Genomic DNA, 17281 nt, shown 5'->3' with positions numbered 1-17281 from the left:
TAAATCTAGTATAGTCACAAAATTCCCTCATACAATTTACAATCAAAATTATACTTTATCTTCTATAGTGACATAGTCGGATAAACTACTTAATACTTCAAGCGCCAAAGGCCTTGTAGATGGTGTGCAGCGCAACATGCACCGCCCACTCGCATTTACCGAGGTCATAACACCTAAATATTCATAGCCTTCAATGATGCGATTTATGAAATTCGTATGTTTAGGATCAATGTGAAAGTACACATACGCTTCTTCTCCAGAGGTGGTTAAGGCTGGTACATCTGGAAAAACACCGATTGATTTACTCGGCTCTAAGGCTGTACCGCTCATAAACTATTCATCCTCTTTAGGTTTGCACTCACGGCGCATCATGGAGTACGGTTCAAGTGGTGTATCCATATAGATGCGTACTTTCATTTGTGCGTGAGGTGCTACATCGATAGGATTGCCATCTTCATCTGTCATTTTTTCGATTACTGTTTCAACAAGTTCACCTTTTGGTTGGCAGAATTCTACCTTATCGCCCACCTTGAAGTTATTACGTTGTTCAAGATCAACGTATTTTTCTTCTTCGTTGTAGCTCATAACTAAACCGATGAAGTCATGACTTTGAGTATTCGTAGATTTACCATAGTTTTGCGCCGTTTCATCAGGACGACCTTCAGCAAAGCCGTCTGTATAAGGGCGATGGGAAATCTTTTCTAATTCTGCAATCCATTCTGGACGAACATACCAATCTTTACCTTCTTTAAGATATGTATCAATCGCTGTACGATATACTTTTGCCACTGTGGCACAATAGTGAACTGATTTCATACGCCCTTCGATTTTAAGGCTATCAATACCAGCTTCATAAAGATCTGGAATGCGGTGAATCAAGCACAAGTCTTTAGAGTTAAAGATATACGTGCCATGTTCATCTTCTTCGATTGGGTAATATTCACCAGGTCGATTAGATTCCACAAGAGAATATTTCCATCGACAAGATTGAGAACATTGACCACGGTTAGCATCGCGATTACCTGTCATATAGTTAGACAATAAGCAGCGACCAGAGTAAGAAATACACATAGAACCATGTACGAAGGACTCAATTTCAATATCTACATGATCCTTCATTTCTTTAAGGTCTGCTAAGGACACTTCGCGAGCCGCTACAACACGTGTAGCACCAAGTTCTTTCCACATTTGAACTGTATGCCAGTTTGTAGTAGAAGCTTGTGTACTTACGTGAAGCTCTAAACCTGGAGCCACGTGCTTAGCAAGGCTAAAAATCCCCATGTCTGCAACGATGATTGCATCAACACCGATGCTTTCAAGGAATTTCAAATAATCCTCTAAACCTTCGAAGTCCTCGTTGTGAGGAATGATATTACATGTAACATGAATCTTTTTGCCATGCGCATGTACAAATTCTACAGCTTCCTTTAATTCCTCATCGGAGAAATTAGAGTTACCTGCGCGCAAGCCAAAGCGTTTACCTGCGCAATATACAGCATCCGCACCATAGCGGATAGCCATTTTAAGCTTGTCCATATTACCTGCAGGACAAAGCAATTCCATAAAATGTTCTGCCATTATTTGTTGTGCCCTTTCCACACACTCACACTCATACCATCACCCATGGGATAAATGGTGGTGTTAAACAATTCTTTATTTTCAACATATGTTAAGTATTCTTGTAACCGTTTTACGATAGTTTTGAACCGTTTTGGCGGTTCCTTATCGCCCCTTACATAGCCTCTAAAGAGTACATTATCTGCAAGAATGACGCCCCCTTCTTTCACATGTGGCAGAATAAGTTCAAGTTGTTTTAAATATTGCCCCTTTGGTCCATCTAAAAACACTAGATCGTATTCACCTGTGAGTTCCGTTAAGACTTGAGACGCATCGCCTTTCAGCAATGTAATTTTATCGGTATAATCGGATTGGTTAATATAGTATTTCGCCATTTCATAGCGCACATCATCCAATTCAATGGAGGTAATATGCCCTTCCTCTTCGTCGAGTAATGGTGCCATCAACAAAGCGGAGTAACCAATGGCTGTGCCCACCTCTAACACAGAGGTGGGCCGGTATAAACCTATTAATTCTTCAAATAGATGAACCTCAGATTCTCGTAAAATCGGCACATCATTAATCATCGCGTAAATACGCTGTTCATTTAAAATATCATTTAATATCATGAAAGTAGATTAAATCTCCTACATTATCTATTGTTAGTACCACTAGGAACTACCAACGTAGAGCGTTCAGCCGGATTTGCAGATTCTACCTGAATTTGTGGTGCTTGTTGTGCATTAGGAATAACGTTCTGCATCGATTCAGGTACAGGTGTCGTCGTTGGTACATACGTATTGGTATTTGTATTATTTCCATAGGATGGAGCAGTTGGCGTAACTTGCGTCGATGATTGATTTTGTGTTGAACCTGGTACAGGATCTGGGACCTCAGCCGCTGGAACTGTAGTTGGTGTGTATTTATAACTAGGTTCTACATCAACATATTGAGAATCTGCTTCCACTGCTTCTGCAGAACTATAATTATAATTAGGCTCTGTAGTCGCTACTGCTACGTCATAGTTAGGACCAGCTTGTGCAGCTACTTCAGTATTAGCAGAAGAATTTTTTACTGTGTCAGCACCATAAATTTTATTAACCGCTGCTAAATGTTCTTCGTAAGATTTAGAGAAGTGATTATGCCCCTCTTTATCTGCTACGAAGTATAAATAATCTGTATTTTCAGAATGTAATACTGCATCTAGAGCTTTTTTACCAGGATTTGCAATTGGTCCTGGTGGTAAACCTTTAGATACATATGTATTATATGGGCTTTGCAGTTGTGTATCACCAATCGTTACATTTTCTTTCGCATAGCCAAGTACATAGGAAATAGTCGCATCAGATTGCAATGGAATACCATGAGCTAGACGCTTTTTGAATACCCCTGCAATAGTTGGACGATCTGCATCAAATAAAGATTCTCGTTCAACGATAGACGCCAAGGTTACAAAATCATGAATACTCATATGTTGAGCTTGAATTTGTTTCTTCACAGCTGGTGTAAGGTAACGATTCATTTCGTCAGCCATCATTTGAATAACATCACGAGGCGTAGCACCTACGGGGATTTCATACGTACTTGGGAACAAGAAGCCTTCTACAGGATATGTAGCAGGTTTTGTGCCTTTCATATAAGGGTATGGTACATAGGTCTTAGCTTCAGCTAAGAAGTCCTTCGCCTTCATGATTTGATTCTTTTCAAGAACGATAGCAATATCACCAACTGTATATCCTTCAGGAATTGTAATACGAATAGATTCTACATGACCTTCTTGTAATAAGGAAATGAGTTCGCGCACAGTTACCTTATTAGGTATTTGATAATGACCAGTTTGAAGCTTATCATTGGTGCCACTCAAGTATAACCAGAGCTTAAAGCCCTGAGTTGAGCGAATAAGCCCTCTTTCAAAAAGCATATCTGCAATTTCAGTACCCGTTTGACCTTTTTCAATAACGACTACTTGTGTTCCATCATCTTGAGCAAAGGTATTCGGTACAAAGTACAATGCACCAAGGCCTCCACCAATAATTAATATACCTACAATAACTAGAATCAAAATATATCTTAAGGCTTTTCTCACGTTGTTGAGTTCCTTTCTGTAACATAACAGTATATCAATTCATTATACCATAAACTCTATATTTCCCCTATATAAAAGGGCAATGATTCCGCTTATTCCATTTTATGCAATATATTAATTTTATGTATTTGTTATGCCCTTAGCATGAATGAAGTCTCTGCTTTTTACAACAATGATAATGTATAACAAAATAAAAATAGCGCATTGTCCACTGACAACACGCTAAATTTATGCTAAAAACGATTATTCGTCTTCATCCATGTCTTCATACAGTTTTACTAGAGTTTCAAAGTTTTCATCTTCTTCATCCAAAGGTACGTATTCTTCTACGCCTTCTTCATTTGTTTCGATGCGAGCCAAGATCATGTACGTGTCATCTTGACCTTCATGGTCGGCATCTTCATCTTGTACATGTACAAGAACGGCATACTCTTGACCTTCATGGCTCAAGATAACATCTTCTGTGAAGTATTGTTTATTACCATGTTCGTCTTCGAATTCCAAATAATACACTTCACCTTCAAAATTTTGGTCAACCATTGGAAACCCTCCTTAAGGAAAAATACTTATTTATTAAACTGCAAGCGATCTAGATATCCTTGCAAAATTACAACCGCTGCCATTTTATCGATAACGGATTTACGCTTTTTACGGCTAACGTCAGCTGCGATGAGTTGACGTTCAGCCATAACAGTAGATAACCGCTCATCCCAATATGTAACAGGTAAATCGATGACTTCCTTCATTTTTGCAACGAATTCTTCAGTCTTTTCAGCCCGTTCACCTTTTGTACCATTCATATTTTTCGGCATACCTACCACAAGTTCATGTACTTCATATTCAGAAATGAGTTCTTGTAAGCGATTAAAGTCTTTTTCTAGAGATGTTCTACGAATGGTTTCAATACCTTGTGCAGTCATGAGCAGTGCATCGCTACAGGCAATACCAATAGTACGGCTGCCTACATCTAATGACATAATTCTCATTATAGTTGTTTAGCCTTTGCGTATTCTTTCAACAATTCTTCAATCAAGTCATCACGCTCTAAACGACGGATATCGGAACGCGCATTATTATAACTTGTTATGTACGCAGGGTCTCCAGAGATTAGATACCCTAAGATTTGATTAATTGGATTGTAACCTTTTTCTTGAATAGATTGATAAACACGCGTAAGCACCTCTTCAGCGGTCATCGGTTCATCGTCTACTTTACGGAATAACATGGTTTCATCTGAAACGTTCATCGTATCCCTCCTTTTTATTACATCGGTAGATTTCACCATAAAAGTGAAATCTCACCTACTATTATACTTGAATTAAAGCTACAAAGTCAGTAACTTTTTATGCATTATGAAAAATTTCTATAACAGATACAAGTATAATTATAAAATTATATGCCTATTGTAACATAGATTTTAAGGCTTCACCACCAGCTTTTAAGGCTTCCATTAATTTAGCTGGCTCTTTGCCACCTGCTTGTGCCATATCCGGACGGCCACCGCCATTACCTCCAGCTACTTGAGCTGCTGCTTTAACAATATTACCTGCTTTTGCACCTTTAGCAACGACATCTTTAGATACTTTACATACAAAGTTTACCTTATCATCGCCCATAGCAGCGCCTACAAGAACCACACCAGATCCATTCAATTTATCAAGTCCCATATCAGCTAAGTCGCGTAATTCATCAATAGAGGATGCTTTTACAGCTGCGCCAACAAACTCTACATCACCTATCATGACTTTACCCGCAATGATATCAGCTGCACCTGCAGCAGAAACCTCTTTACGAATTTGTTCTAGTTCTTTAGCAGTTTCTTTAGCTTCTGCTAATACTTGGTGTAAGCGTTCTTCTATTTGAGGAGCTTTAGTTTTAAGCTCGCTTGCCATGCGTTCAATAGTCAAACGATCTTGTTTTGCTGCATCAAGAGCTGCGCGACCAGTAATCGCTTCGATACGACGTACACCAGAACCGATACCAGCTTCTGAAGTTAAGTGGAAAGAGCCAATGAATGCGGTATTTCCTACGTGGGACCCACCACACAATTCAACGGAGAATCCTGGGACCTCAACAACGCGAACCACATCGCCATATTTATCTCCGAAGAGTGCCATAGCACCTTTTGCTTTTGCTTCATCCATGGACATTTCAGCAATAGCTAGGTCCGTAGCTTTTAAAATTTCTTCGTTTACAAGAGCTTCGATTTGATCAAGTTCCTCTTGCGTTACAGGAGAGAAATGGGTGAAGTCGAAACGCAAGTAATCTGGAGTTACTAAAGAACCTGCTTGGTTTACATGCTCACCTAAGATTTGTTTCAAAGCTGCATGTAACAAATGGGTCGCTGTATGATTGCGAGCCATTGCTGCACGGCGATTTGTATCCACTTCAAGAGTGACATCATCGCCTTCAGAGATGGAGCCTTCTATAACAGTACCGATATGGTATACAGTGCCTTCTGGTAAACGTTTAGTGTTATGAACCTCTACCTTACCCATTGGGCCCACAATAAAACCTGTATCGCCTAATTGACCGCCCCCTTCTGCATGGAATGGAGTCGTACGTACGATGATAGTAATTTCATCACCGTCAGCAGCTGTTTGTAAACGTTCAGCACCTTTACCTATCATCAATACAGAAGATGCTTCTACAGCCTCGTCCTCAAGAAGTTCTTCGTCTTTCAAGAATGTAATATCCGGTGTTGCTACCTTTGCATCTTCTTTAACACGGGCTTCACGAGCGCGTTCACGTTGCTCTTTCATAGCAGCTTCAAAACCTTCATGGTCGATTGTAAAACCACGTTCAGAAGCAATTTCCTCTGTTAATTCCCAAGGGAATCCATAGGTATCATATAGTTTGAATACTTCAGAACCAGGAACTACAGTTGCCTTTTCAGCAGCTAATGTATCGATCAAGGAGTTTAATAGCTCAAGACCTTGCTCCAAGGTTTGGTTAAAGCGTTCTTCTTCGTTTTGAACCACGCGTTTAACGAAGTCTTGTTTCTCAGCAATAGATGTAATACCAGGGCCAAGAATGTCTACGACTACATCAATAAGTGGTGTTAAGAAGATACCTTCAATACCAAGTAAACGGCCATGACGTACAGCACGGCGTAAAATACGACGCAATACGTAGCCGCGACCTTCGTTGGATGGCAATACGCCATCGGAGATCAATGCAGTGACAGCACGAGCGTGGTCAGCGATAACTTTTAAAGAAACATCTGTATTTGGATCTTCGTTATATGTAACACCAGCGCGTTTTGCAGTGGCTTCGATGATTGGGAAAATCAAATCGGTTTCAAAGTTTGTTTTACAGCCTTGTAATACGGAAGCCAATCGTTCAAGACCGGCGCCTGTATCGATGTTTTTATGTTGTAATGGTTCATAAGATCCATCTGGCATTTTATTGAATTGAGTAAACACTAAGTTCCAAATTTCAAGATAGCGATCGCAATCACAGCCTGGCGCACAATTAGGGTCATCACAACCATGTTCAGGACCTTGATCAAAAAAGATTTCGCTATCTGGACCACATGGGCCTTCGCCAATTTCCCAGAAGTTATCTTCGAGACGCGTGATATGGCTCTCTTCTACACCACAATCATTATGCCATGTATCATATGCCTCTTGGTCATCTGGATATACAGTAACATATAATCTATTTTTATCGAGTTTAATAACCTCAGTTAAAAACTCCCACGCCCAATGAATAGCTTCTTTTTTAAAGTAGTCCCCGAAAGAGAAATTCCCCAACATTTCAAAGAATGTATGATGCCGTGCTGTGCGCCCTACGTTTTCAAGGTCACCGGTACGCATACTTTTTTGGCATGTTGTAATACGACGACAAGGAGGTACCAATTTACCTGTAAAGAAAGGCTTCAATGGCGCCATACCTGCCCCGATCAATAACAAAGACGGATCATTTTCTGGTATAAGAGAAAAACTATCTAATTTTAAATGTCCTTTACTTTCAAAAAACTGCAAGTATGCTTGACGCAGTTCATTACCCTTCATGTGTATATTCCTCCTAAAATTATTTACTCTTCATTATAACTCAAAAACGATATAAAATCTATCAAAAACATTGAGATTATGCGGAATTCCCGCACTTTCACACCAATCCAATCAGACCGTGAAAGATATAAATTTTAATCCATATTTTTTACAATAAAAGAAAAGGTCAAATTTAGTCAATGCTAGTTAAATCGTAAATAATAAACATAAAAAGAGGTTATACAAATCAACAAAACAAAATTGATTCGTATAGCCTCTTTTATAGCTAGTTATTAAATTAGCGTACAACGCGTTTTGCGCCGATGTAACGTTCACCCCAATAGCCAGTATCAAGATCTGCTACTGCAACACCACGACTGGAAGTGGCGCTAATGAACTTGCCATCGCCAATATAAATGCCAGAGTGAGATGGACCTGGTTCATATGTTTCGAAGAATACCAAATCCCCTGCTTTCAAGTTCGCACGAGAAACTTCAACACCTACGTTATACTGTTCATCTGCCAAACGTGGTAAGGAAATACCTTGTTTTTCAAATACATATTTAACATAACCAGAGCAGTCAAAGCCACTTGGAGTAGTACCGCCAAATACATATGGTACACCGCGGTATTTGTCAGCTTCTGCCAAGATTGCGTGAATACTGCTAGGTGTTTCATTTTTCGTAATATTGTTTAATTTAACGTTCTTGCCATTAATGGATTGACCAGCGATACGACGGGATGTCGCGTTGCTGTTTGTAAAAGCGGATTTCGTTGCTACTGCTTTAGTCGCTGCATTTTGAGTCAATACTGCCTTCGTAGAACGAGGAGCACCCATCAATGCGTTATACGTAGCAGGACCTACGATACCATCCACTGGAAGGCCACGATCTTGTTGGAACAAACGAACTGCCCACTTCGTTTCCTTACCATATACACCATTTTTATCTGTAGCATTATAGCCGTGTTTAATTAGTTGTTGTTGAACCGCTGTAACACTTTTGCCCTTATCACCATATTGTAATGTTGTTGCGCCAACCATGGCTGTTGTGGCACACACAAAAGTTAATGTTAATGCCGTTATTTTAACCTTACTATATTTTGACTTCATATGCTTCCTTTCCAAAAAACTTTTAAAGTAAGTTATTTATTCAAAATATACTAACCGTCTATTTATTTGCATTCACAAATACAGCTAGTCTTCTTTGCTCTTGTTGGTATAAGCCTCTGGTGCCATAAAAACATCTGCACTACTTGGTCCGAGTAACGGAGCCTCTTCATGCTCTTCAAAATTTATAGCTGACTTAACCCAATACAAAGGCCGTTGCTTCACCTCTTCAAAAATACGACCTACATACTCGCCAATAATTCCCAGTCCGACGAGTTGAATTCCACCAATAAACAAGATTGATACGCCCAAGGTTGTCCACCCATTCAAAGCTTGTCCTGTAAGATATACATACAAAAGATGTAAAATGAGCAAAAAGCTCATTCCACCACAAAGTACACCTACATACAAGGCGGCCCGTAAAGGCACCCTTGAAAAAGCGGTTACACCATCCAGAGCAAATCGAATCATTTTACGCACACTAAACTTTGAGACACCTGCAAATCGAGGTGGTGCCACAAAGTGCAACTCTGCTTGTCTGTACCCTAAGGCGCCGACAATACCGCGTAAAAATCGACCATGTTCTCTGAATCGTTTCAACGTGCCCAATGCTTTACTATTCATGAGGCGGAAATCGGACCCGCCTTCAACAATAGGAACATCGGCCATTTTGTTCATCAGTTTGTAATAATACTTAGACGTGAAAGATTTAGCCCAACTAGCGTCATCAGTTGAATCGCGTATGGTACGCACCACATCATACCCTGATTCCCATAATCGAACTAGTTCAGGAATCAATGCTGGTGGATGCTGCATATCACCGTCCATTGTAATGACTGCATCGCCATGAGCATAATCAAGCCCACATGTAAGTGCCGTTTGATGCCCAAAGTTACGAGCCAGCAATAACACTTTAACATGTTTATCATTGAATGCAATTTCACGCAGTATCATAGCTGACGAATCACTAGATCCATCATCCACGAAGATTAGTTCATAATCATATGTGAGACCTGACATAACATCAGTTACAGCTTTATAAAAGTTCGCTATATTTTCCTCTTCGTTATATACAGGCACTACAATAGAAAGTAACATAAATCCTCCAAAGTATTTTACTCACATATTTTATGTTAATTAGTAAATTAAGGCAAATGCTAAAGGTTAACAATAAGCCTAATAATGTTTATAAAGCCAGTAAATAAGCCATTTATCTATAAAACACCAACAAAACACTTCATTTATCTTTTATATAAATACAGTAAATCAATATAATATCTATTTATTTGTAAATCTAATTAATAAAGCGATTTATAAAAAATATTTATTTTAATGATATGGAAATAAATATGATTATTTCTGACTTTATTAAATATTAATCAAAAATTTATATGTATTTTTATCACAAATTTACCGGAAATATCTATTTTCATCTATTTTTCATAAAAAGGAGACCCGTTAAGGGTCTCCTTTACTATAATCCAGCAGCATCAATCCAAGATTGTAAATCTTCCTCCGCCAGTTCCATATCCTCTATATAAGCACCAGCTACAACTGGATACTTAGCGACCTCTACGGTATGTAAAATTGAGTCATCACGACCATTTTTATAAGTCCCAATCCAGATTCCAGAAAATTGTGATTCATACCATTCTACAGGTTGATCAGTTTCATTAAAGTTAATCGTAATATGACCGCGTCCAAGTGTTTCTAATACTTCAACTTGTTCTTCCTCTGTTAAACCCGTTTTTTCAATATAAATCGAATATGTCTCACCAGTTTCACGCAAATTCTTTAGAGCCAAACGCAGCTCATTTAAAACGGCGCGAACATTACCATAATTTTCAATCATAAATACTCCTATACAGAGACTATCTTTACACTCTATAAGCTATCTATATACTATATGAAATTTTCACTTTGTGCTTTAGGCTCAGCTGTTACGCCCCATTCTCGTAGTACATTCAAAACACGTTTTTTAACCTCAGGCAAGGCACATTGTACCGGCTCGCTAGGTTCAAAACCAATCTCCAATGATTCCGGTTCTACACCGATAACCACTGCATCTTCTAATGGATCCTCTTGAATAGCACGGATGCGCAAAATATCTTGCATTCCTACTTCATGTACAGAAATATGTTCCGTAAAATATTGTTCTAATTCCTTATGAGGAAATTCATATATAGTTCCTGGAGCATCTCCGCCATTAATAGCGTCTACAAGAAGGATTTTCTTCATACCACGCATATACGTAAGTAATTCCATTCCCATAGTGCCACCATCAATAATGGAAATCGCAGGCGTAAATGTGAAAGACTCTTTCAATTCTTTTACTACATGAACACCTAATCCCTCATCGGTAAGTAAAATATTGCCGACTCCGAGTAGAACAATTTCATTATCTCCATCATCATAAAGGCTATTTAAATCAATACGCGGACCCTCTGAGTCCGCGTATTGTTCCAAGCCACTAATAATATCAGTACTTGTATTAGTCATTTTCTTGTAATTCTCTTTCTCTAGGATCATTAGGATCACTTGGACGGTATGTAGTACCAGATGGTTTATCAATACGTTCCCCACGACGACGTTTACCATTGAGGTCTTCAATATCAATTGGATCATGAGCGTAATATTTCATACCGGAAACCATAGCTGATACTTCGCCGGATTCCTCCATAACATCTTCTCGGAATGCCATATACACGTGAACAATAGTAAAGAACAAGAATCCCCACGCAATGTAGTGATGGATAATATGGACCTTGTATTCACCACCAAATAATGTAACCACTGGTGCAAATAAAGTTCCTAGAATACCATTAGGGTTAACCATCGAATACATTGCAAAACCCGTTAAAATTTCAAAGAAGAACATAATGTATACCATCATATACGCAGTTCTAGCTAAAGAATTACGAAGCCAATGATGTTCATGTTTTTGAGGAATCATTAAATAGTGCAATGTTGTTTCTTTAAGACCGTACCAATACCGTTTTTGACGGAATTTAGGTAATAATCTATCCCCTCTGTTCCAAAGAGCACCTGCAAAACGGAAGATAAAGGAGAATGTTAAGATAACACCTGCAATGAAATGAATACGCCGCATAGTTTCCATAGAGAACCAGCCATCAATAGCAAAAGTTGGTTCAGGGTTACCCGTAATCGCAGCAAAGCCTGGATCACCAATATATAGGCCAGTCCAGAACAATGCAGTTACACTGAGTACCATAGTCCAGTGGAATATACGCAACCATAGACTAAATACGACATACGCCTTTTTGTCAGTATGTATTAACATAAGTCCACCACCCTTTATTTACACAATGCATCTGTATTGACGGAAACAATTTTTTCGCCTTTTTTATTGTATAAATGGGTTGCACATGCTAGGCATGGATCAAAGGAGTGAATTACCTTCAAAATTTCAAGTGGTTTATCCGCAATTTTTACATGTGTATCAATCATAGAATCTTCATAGGCACCATGTTCATTAGCTGCAGTTTTAGGGCACGCATTCCATGTAGATGGTACGATACATTGATAGTTTGCAGAGCGTCCATCTTTAATATGTATCCAGTGCCCCAAACCACCACGAGGCGCATCTACAAGACCAACACCTTTAGCATCTTTATCCCATGTATTTGGTTCAAACTTAGTCATATCCGCTACTGTAGTATCACCATTTTTAATATTAGATACAAGCTTGTTAAAGAAGTATTGGCTAATATTTGCCGCTACCTGTGCATCAAGGCCACGACATGCTGTACGTCCTACCATAGTAGTCATCCATACATGAGCTGGTACACCCAATACTTGTGATACTGTATCAATTTGACGAACAATCATAGATTCAGCCCAAGTTGGGTCTTTGATTATGCCTTGTTTTACCTTTGTATACACAACAATATATTTTGCTAATGGACCAACCTCTGCAGTTTTCCCTTTGAAAGTTGGAGATTTAATCCAAGAATATTTTTTATCTTCATCAAGGAATTCCCATTTTTCTTTTGTACCAGATTTAGGACCTGTAAATTTAGGATCAGTAACACCTTCAATAGGATGAAGTGTTTTTGTTCCATCTGGATATGTAAACCAGGAATGATCAACCTCTTCACTAAGGTATTGAGGATCCATGAAATCTTTACCTTCTAATGGGATGAATGTTGCTTTATCTACACCTAATGCAAAGTTCTCAACAACACCATTGGAACGAACAATACATTTCTTATGATAGTCACCATTAGAAATACCGGTGTACGTATCATCAGGATAATCGCCATAGGACATAACGCGTTTCTTCGCAAGGCCACCACCATCGATCATACCTTTTTCTACATATATTTTACCGATAGCTAATAGATCTGGCACGTAGAAATTATCAACTAAGTCTTTAGTCAATGCAATAGATTGCTCTACAGCAGCAAGGCGTTGCGTATTAATAGGGGCATTCATATCATTCATAGAAATAGAGCATGGCATGCCACCTACAATGTAATGAGGATGAGGGTTTTTGCCACCAAATACAACATGAGGAATTACAATATCCCGTTGACGATCAAGAATGTTCAAATAATGAGATACGGCCATCAAATGAACTTCTGGAGGTAACAAGTTATAATCAGGATGATCCCACCATTGAGCGGAGAAAATCCCCAATTGGCCTGATTCAACTATTTTCTTAACCTTTTGTTGTACAGCCGTAAAGTATGCTGTAGTAGCCTTAGGAAACTCTTTAGGATAGGCTGAGTCTTTTGATGCCGTTTCCGCAGGTGCTAAACCGCTCACATTATAAGTTGCTAATACATCATTTTGTAATTGAGCGGTTTTAGCAGGGTCGGCACTAAGAGCTGCTACCGGGCTAACCCAGTCAAGGGCATGTAAATGATAGAAATGCACGATATGATCATGCACATCAAGACTACTATGCATAATATTACGTATATAGTTTGCATTTTTAGGAATTGTAATACCAAGCGCATCTTCAACAGCTCTTAACGAAGCCAAGGCATGTGTTGTAGTACATACACCACAAATACGTTGTACGAACGCCCAAAGGTCACGAGGATCGCGGTCTTTAGCAACAAGTTCGATACCGCGCCAAGCAGTACCAGAAGACAATGCATCCTCTACTTTACCACTCGCTTCATCAACTTTTATTTCAACCCGTAAATGACCTTCAATACGGGAAATCGGATCTACTACTACGCGTTTCATTAGTGACCTCCTCCATTATTATGTTTCTTTTCATCCCACAAGCCTTGTTCTTTTAAGCGTTTTTCTTCTTTCATATCAAGAATTTTATTACGCGTAAGAGTTGCAGCGCCATGAACGATAACTGCTGCAGTGGCACCAACAGCAGCTACTGTACCGATTGTATCAGCAGTCGTGATGGTATTAGCCAATGGAATATCTGGTAAACGTTTGTAGAATACGTCATTATCCCAGAAGCCCTTTTCAGAGCAACCAATACAACCGTGACCGGATTGAATTGGATAGGATAAACCATTCCACCAACGTAAGTTACCACAAGAATTATATGTTTGAGGTCCACGACAACCTACTTTATACAAACACCAACCAGATTTGGATGCATCGTCGTCGAATTTTTCAACAAAAAGTCCAGAGTCAAAGAAGGCACGACGGTAGCATGTGTCGTGAATACGATTGCCATAAAATTGTTTAGGACGGCCTTGAGAATCAAGAGGTGGAATTTGACCGAATAATGCATAGTGCATGATTACGCCAGTCATAACCTCTGGAATTGGAGGACAACCAGGGACCTTAATAATTGGCTTGCCAGATACAACGGAAGATACAGAAACTGTATTTGTTGGATTTGGTTTTGCCGCCTGTATACCGCCCCAAGAAGCACAAGAACCATATTCTATGATTGCTGCAGCTCCTTTAGCTGCTTCTAATAGGGATTCTTTAAATGTACGTCCACCTACTGTGCAATAAACACCATCTTCATCAAGTGGTACGCCACCTTCAACAGCCAAGATATATTTACCGGCTTTTTCTTTGATGATTTTTTCTAAATGTTCCTCTAATGGTGCACCAGACGCTGCCGCCAAAGTATCATCATATTCTAAAGAGATCATGTTTAAAATAACATCAGAAGTAAAGGGAGAGGATGAACGGATAAAAGATTCACTACAACCAGTACATTCATGACCATGCAACCAAATCACCGTAGGTAATTCAGTTGTTTCGGCAGCCTTAACAACGGTGTCTAACATCGTTGGAGGTAGTCCTAAAATAGCAGTGAGTGCTACACAGGATTTCATAAATGTTCGTCGACTCAAACGGCGTTCTTGGAAGAGTGTCCACAAACTATTTATACGATTCTTCATGGAATATAGCCTCCTTACAACAACTTTGCGCAATATAATTATATTACTTAATAAACTACAACGTTTATGACGGAAATCATTTTATTAGCGTCCTCTATCACTTTGAAGAAGTTCAACCAACATGATGACAATCATATTTCTACTATTTTATTATATCACTTAACATTTTTGAAAACTATGAAATTTAACAAAAAAGCTGTATATAAGAAATTAACTTTCCTTATATACAGCCTCATGTTATTCATTTCCTAAGAATTCCTAGTTATTAATTAATCAGATAACTTCCTTTATTAGAGACTCAAGCATATCTGCTTTTTTATAGCCCACAAGGGAATCGAGCATTTTGCCATCGCGGAAGAATACTAAGGATGGAATACCATCAACATCTTCTTTTAACAAAATACCGCGAAGATTTTTATCTTCTGCATTAACACTAAAGAATTCTACTTGACCTTTTAAACGCTCTGCTACATCTTCAATCTCTGGGCGCATAACAGTGCATGGTTCGCACCAACCAGCCCAAAAATCAACAATAGCTAAACCTTTAGCGCCAAGCACTTTCTCATCAAATTCTTGTACACTAGTAATTGCTGTAATTGCCATGAAGTTCTCCTAACAAAGATCTACAATCTTATATACTATCAATTATATGTTAAATATAGAAGCAAGCAATCAATAAGCCGAGTTCTGTTCCACTTGCGCGGTGACGATTATCTTTCTAGGCGTACAGTCGCCTGCACGCTCGAGCGACACAACCCGGAAGGTAGGCGGGACCACCCTTAACCCTTCCCTATTCGGTCTTGCTCCGGATGGGGTTTACCGAGCCAGCCTGTTACCAGACTGCTGGTGAGCTCTTACCTCACCTTTCCACCCTTACCACTTACGTGGCGGTTTCCTTTTCTATGGCACTTTCCCTAAGGTTACCCTCGCCAGACGTTATCTGGCATCCTGCCCTATGGAGCTCGGACTTTCCTCGAGTCTTATAGACTCGCAACCGTCTTTCATACTTGCTTCAATTCAGTTTATCATAGCTAACAATTTGTTGCAAGAAAATGCATCATTACACAAAGAAGAAATCATTTTGTTCTGTGAAAGCTTTCACAGGAACAGCAAGCCCTGCAGAGATTAAATAGTCACGTAAACCATGTGCCACTATAGACTCAGTTCCAAAATGCCCCGCATCAACTACGAGTAAGCCTAATTCCTTAGCCATTTGCGCCTCATGATACTTCACATCACCTGTAATATAGGCATCTACATGTAACCGGGCAGCATCCTTAATAAATTCTGCACCTGCACCAGAGCATAAAGCAATGGATTGAATCGCTTTCGGCACAATACCAGCAAAACGAATGTTAGCATCAGGCAACGCTTCTTGTACCCACTCACGGAAAGAATCTAAGTTTAATGCATTAGGCAAGCGACCTACCCGTCCTAGATATTGAGTTGAACTAGTAGGCTCGACTATATTCAAAACCTCATAAGCAACTTCTTCATATGGATGAGCAGCTTTCATAGCCGCTACGACTTTGCTTAAATGCGTACCATCAACGATAGCATTCACTTGTACCTCAGGAACCACTGTCAAAGCACCAGCTGCCCCAATGACAGGATGAGAATCTTCATTACCAACAAAGCGTCCTTCCCCATGGATACTGAAACTGCAATGCTCGTAATTACCAATTCGGCCTGCCCCTGCATCACCCATCGCCAATCGAACCGCATCAGCCGAGCTTTCAGGTACAAAAGTGGTCACCTTATAAAGCGCCTCTTCACCAGTTTTAATGAAGCCCTTAATATCTATAAGTCCCAATTGCTTCGCCAACATATCATTTAGACCGCCTGGTGCGATATCAAGATTTGTATGAGCACTATATACGGCAATCTTATGTTGAATCAGCTTATTAATCGTACGCCCATGAGCAGTATCACATGATATCTGTTTCAACCCTTTAAAGATTAATGGGTGGTGGCTAACAATTAAATTACAATTTTGTTCAATAGCATATTCTACGGTTTCTTCTGTTACGTCTAACGTAGTCACTACACCTGTAACAACTACATTCCGATCGCCCACCATTAAACCTACATTATCCCAAGACTCTGCATAAGAACGCGGTGCTAATTGCTCCATCAAGGTAATAACTTGTTGAACCGTTATCATACAACTCACTTCTTT

Annotated in this window: 17 protein-coding genes and 1 other RNA gene; all 18 read right to left on the bottom strand. The window is 39.4% G+C overall.

Annotation, left to right across the window (positions count from 1 at the left end; translation table 11 throughout):
* Positions 1-48: 48 nt before the first annotated feature.
* Entirely contained in the window at positions 49-330 is a 282-nt protein-coding gene (locus FNLLGLLA_RS03780) for a DUF4911 domain-containing protein (RefSeq protein WP_156697624.1), read from the bottom strand.
* A gap of 3 nt (positions 331-333) precedes the next feature.
* Complete coding sequence (locus FNLLGLLA_RS03775) at positions 334-1578, bottom strand: peptidase U32 family protein (protein ID WP_156697625.1); 1245 nt, start codon at positions 1576-1578, stop codon at positions 334-336.
* On the bottom strand, positions 1578-2186 hold the full coding sequence (locus tag FNLLGLLA_RS03770) for an O-methyltransferase (RefSeq protein ID WP_012864558.1): 609 nt from the start codon (positions 2184-2186) through the stop codon (positions 1578-1580). Before FNLLGLLA_RS03770 ends, FNLLGLLA_RS03775 begins: the two co-directional genes overlap by 1 nt.
* Before the next feature lie 23 nt (positions 2187-2209).
* Positions 2210-3643 carry an endolytic transglycosylase MltG gene (gene mltG / locus FNLLGLLA_RS03765; protein ID WP_156697626.1) on the bottom strand — a complete coding sequence of 478 codons (1434 nt, stop codon included), beginning with the start codon at positions 3641-3643 and terminating at the stop codon, positions 2210-2212.
* A 243-nt stretch (positions 3644-3886) separates the two neighbouring features.
* Positions 3887-4183: a DUF1292 domain-containing protein gene (locus FNLLGLLA_RS03760; protein WP_008601328.1), complete on the bottom strand. Its 297-nt coding sequence runs from the start codon at positions 4181-4183 to the stop codon at positions 3887-3889.
* A gap of 26 nt (positions 4184-4209) precedes the next feature.
* Complete coding sequence (ruvX, locus tag FNLLGLLA_RS03755) at positions 4210-4629, bottom strand: Holliday junction resolvase RuvX (RefSeq protein ID WP_004696363.1); 420 nt, start codon at positions 4627-4629, stop codon at positions 4210-4212.
* Positions 4629-4889, bottom strand: coding sequence for an IreB family regulatory phosphoprotein (locus tag FNLLGLLA_RS03750; protein ID WP_004696366.1), 261 nt, complete (start codon positions 4887-4889; stop codon positions 4629-4631). The genes ruvX and FNLLGLLA_RS03750 overlap by 1 nt, the downstream gene beginning before the upstream one ends.
* Before the next feature lie 154 nt (positions 4890-5043).
* Positions 5044-7659, bottom strand: coding sequence for an alanine--tRNA ligase (gene alaS, locus FNLLGLLA_RS03745; RefSeq protein WP_156697627.1), 2616 nt, complete (start codon positions 7657-7659; stop codon positions 5044-5046).
* A gap of 277 nt (positions 7660-7936) precedes the next feature.
* Complete coding sequence (locus FNLLGLLA_RS03740; RefSeq protein ID WP_008714242.1) at positions 7937-8749, bottom strand: C40 family peptidase; 813 nt, start codon at positions 8747-8749, stop codon at positions 7937-7939.
* An 84-nt stretch (positions 8750-8833) separates the two neighbouring features.
* Positions 8834-9844, bottom strand: a complete 1011-nt coding sequence (locus tag FNLLGLLA_RS03735) for a glycosyltransferase family 2 protein (protein WP_004696372.1) — start codon at positions 9842-9844, stop codon at positions 8834-8836.
* 376 nt (positions 9845-10220) lie between these two features.
* Complete coding sequence (locus tag FNLLGLLA_RS03730; protein WP_008714244.1) at positions 10221-10598, bottom strand: hydrogenase expression/formation C-terminal domain-containing protein; 378 nt, start codon at positions 10596-10598, stop codon at positions 10221-10223.
* Between the two features lie 50 nt (positions 10599-10648).
* Positions 10649-11245 carry a HyaD/HybD family hydrogenase maturation endopeptidase gene (locus tag FNLLGLLA_RS03725; protein ID WP_077708554.1) on the bottom strand — a complete coding sequence of 199 codons (597 nt, stop codon included), beginning with the start codon at positions 11243-11245 and terminating at the stop codon, positions 10649-10651.
* Positions 11238-12047 (bottom strand): Ni/Fe-hydrogenase, b-type cytochrome subunit, encoded by an 810-nt coding sequence (gene cybH / locus FNLLGLLA_RS03720; protein ID WP_077708555.1) that lies wholly within the window; start codon positions 12045-12047, stop codon positions 11238-11240. Before cybH ends, FNLLGLLA_RS03725 begins: the two co-directional genes overlap by 8 nt.
* A gap of 14 nt (positions 12048-12061) precedes the next feature.
* Positions 12062-13963 (bottom strand): nickel-dependent hydrogenase large subunit, encoded by a 1902-nt coding sequence (locus FNLLGLLA_RS03715; RefSeq protein ID WP_174892258.1) that lies wholly within the window; start codon positions 13961-13963, stop codon positions 12062-12064.
* Entirely contained in the window at positions 13963-15102 is a 1140-nt protein-coding gene (locus tag FNLLGLLA_RS03710; RefSeq protein WP_004696383.1) for a hydrogenase small subunit, read from the bottom strand. The genes FNLLGLLA_RS03715 and FNLLGLLA_RS03710 overlap by 1 nt, the downstream gene beginning before the upstream one ends.
* 273 nt (positions 15103-15375) lie before the next feature.
* A complete protein-coding gene (locus FNLLGLLA_RS03705; protein ID WP_004698670.1) occupies positions 15376-15705 on the bottom strand; it encodes a thioredoxin family protein in 330 nt (109 codons plus the stop codon).
* A gap of 57 nt (positions 15706-15762) precedes the next feature.
* Positions 15763-16113, bottom strand: an RNA gene (gene rnpB, locus FNLLGLLA_RS03700) — RNase P RNA component class A.
* 49 nt (positions 16114-16162) lie between these two features.
* Positions 16163-17266 (bottom strand): Nif3-like dinuclear metal center hexameric protein, encoded by a 1104-nt coding sequence (locus FNLLGLLA_RS03695; RefSeq protein WP_077708557.1) that lies wholly within the window; start codon positions 17264-17266, stop codon positions 16163-16165.
* Between the last annotated feature and the right edge of the window lie 15 nt (positions 17267-17281).

The organism is Veillonella parvula (genome assembly GCF_902810435.1).
Classification (GTDB): domain Bacteria; phylum Bacillota; class Negativicutes; order Veillonellales; family Veillonellaceae; genus Veillonella.
Note: the sequence above shows the minus strand (reverse complement) of the source record. Positions and strands in the feature narration are given on the sequence as shown.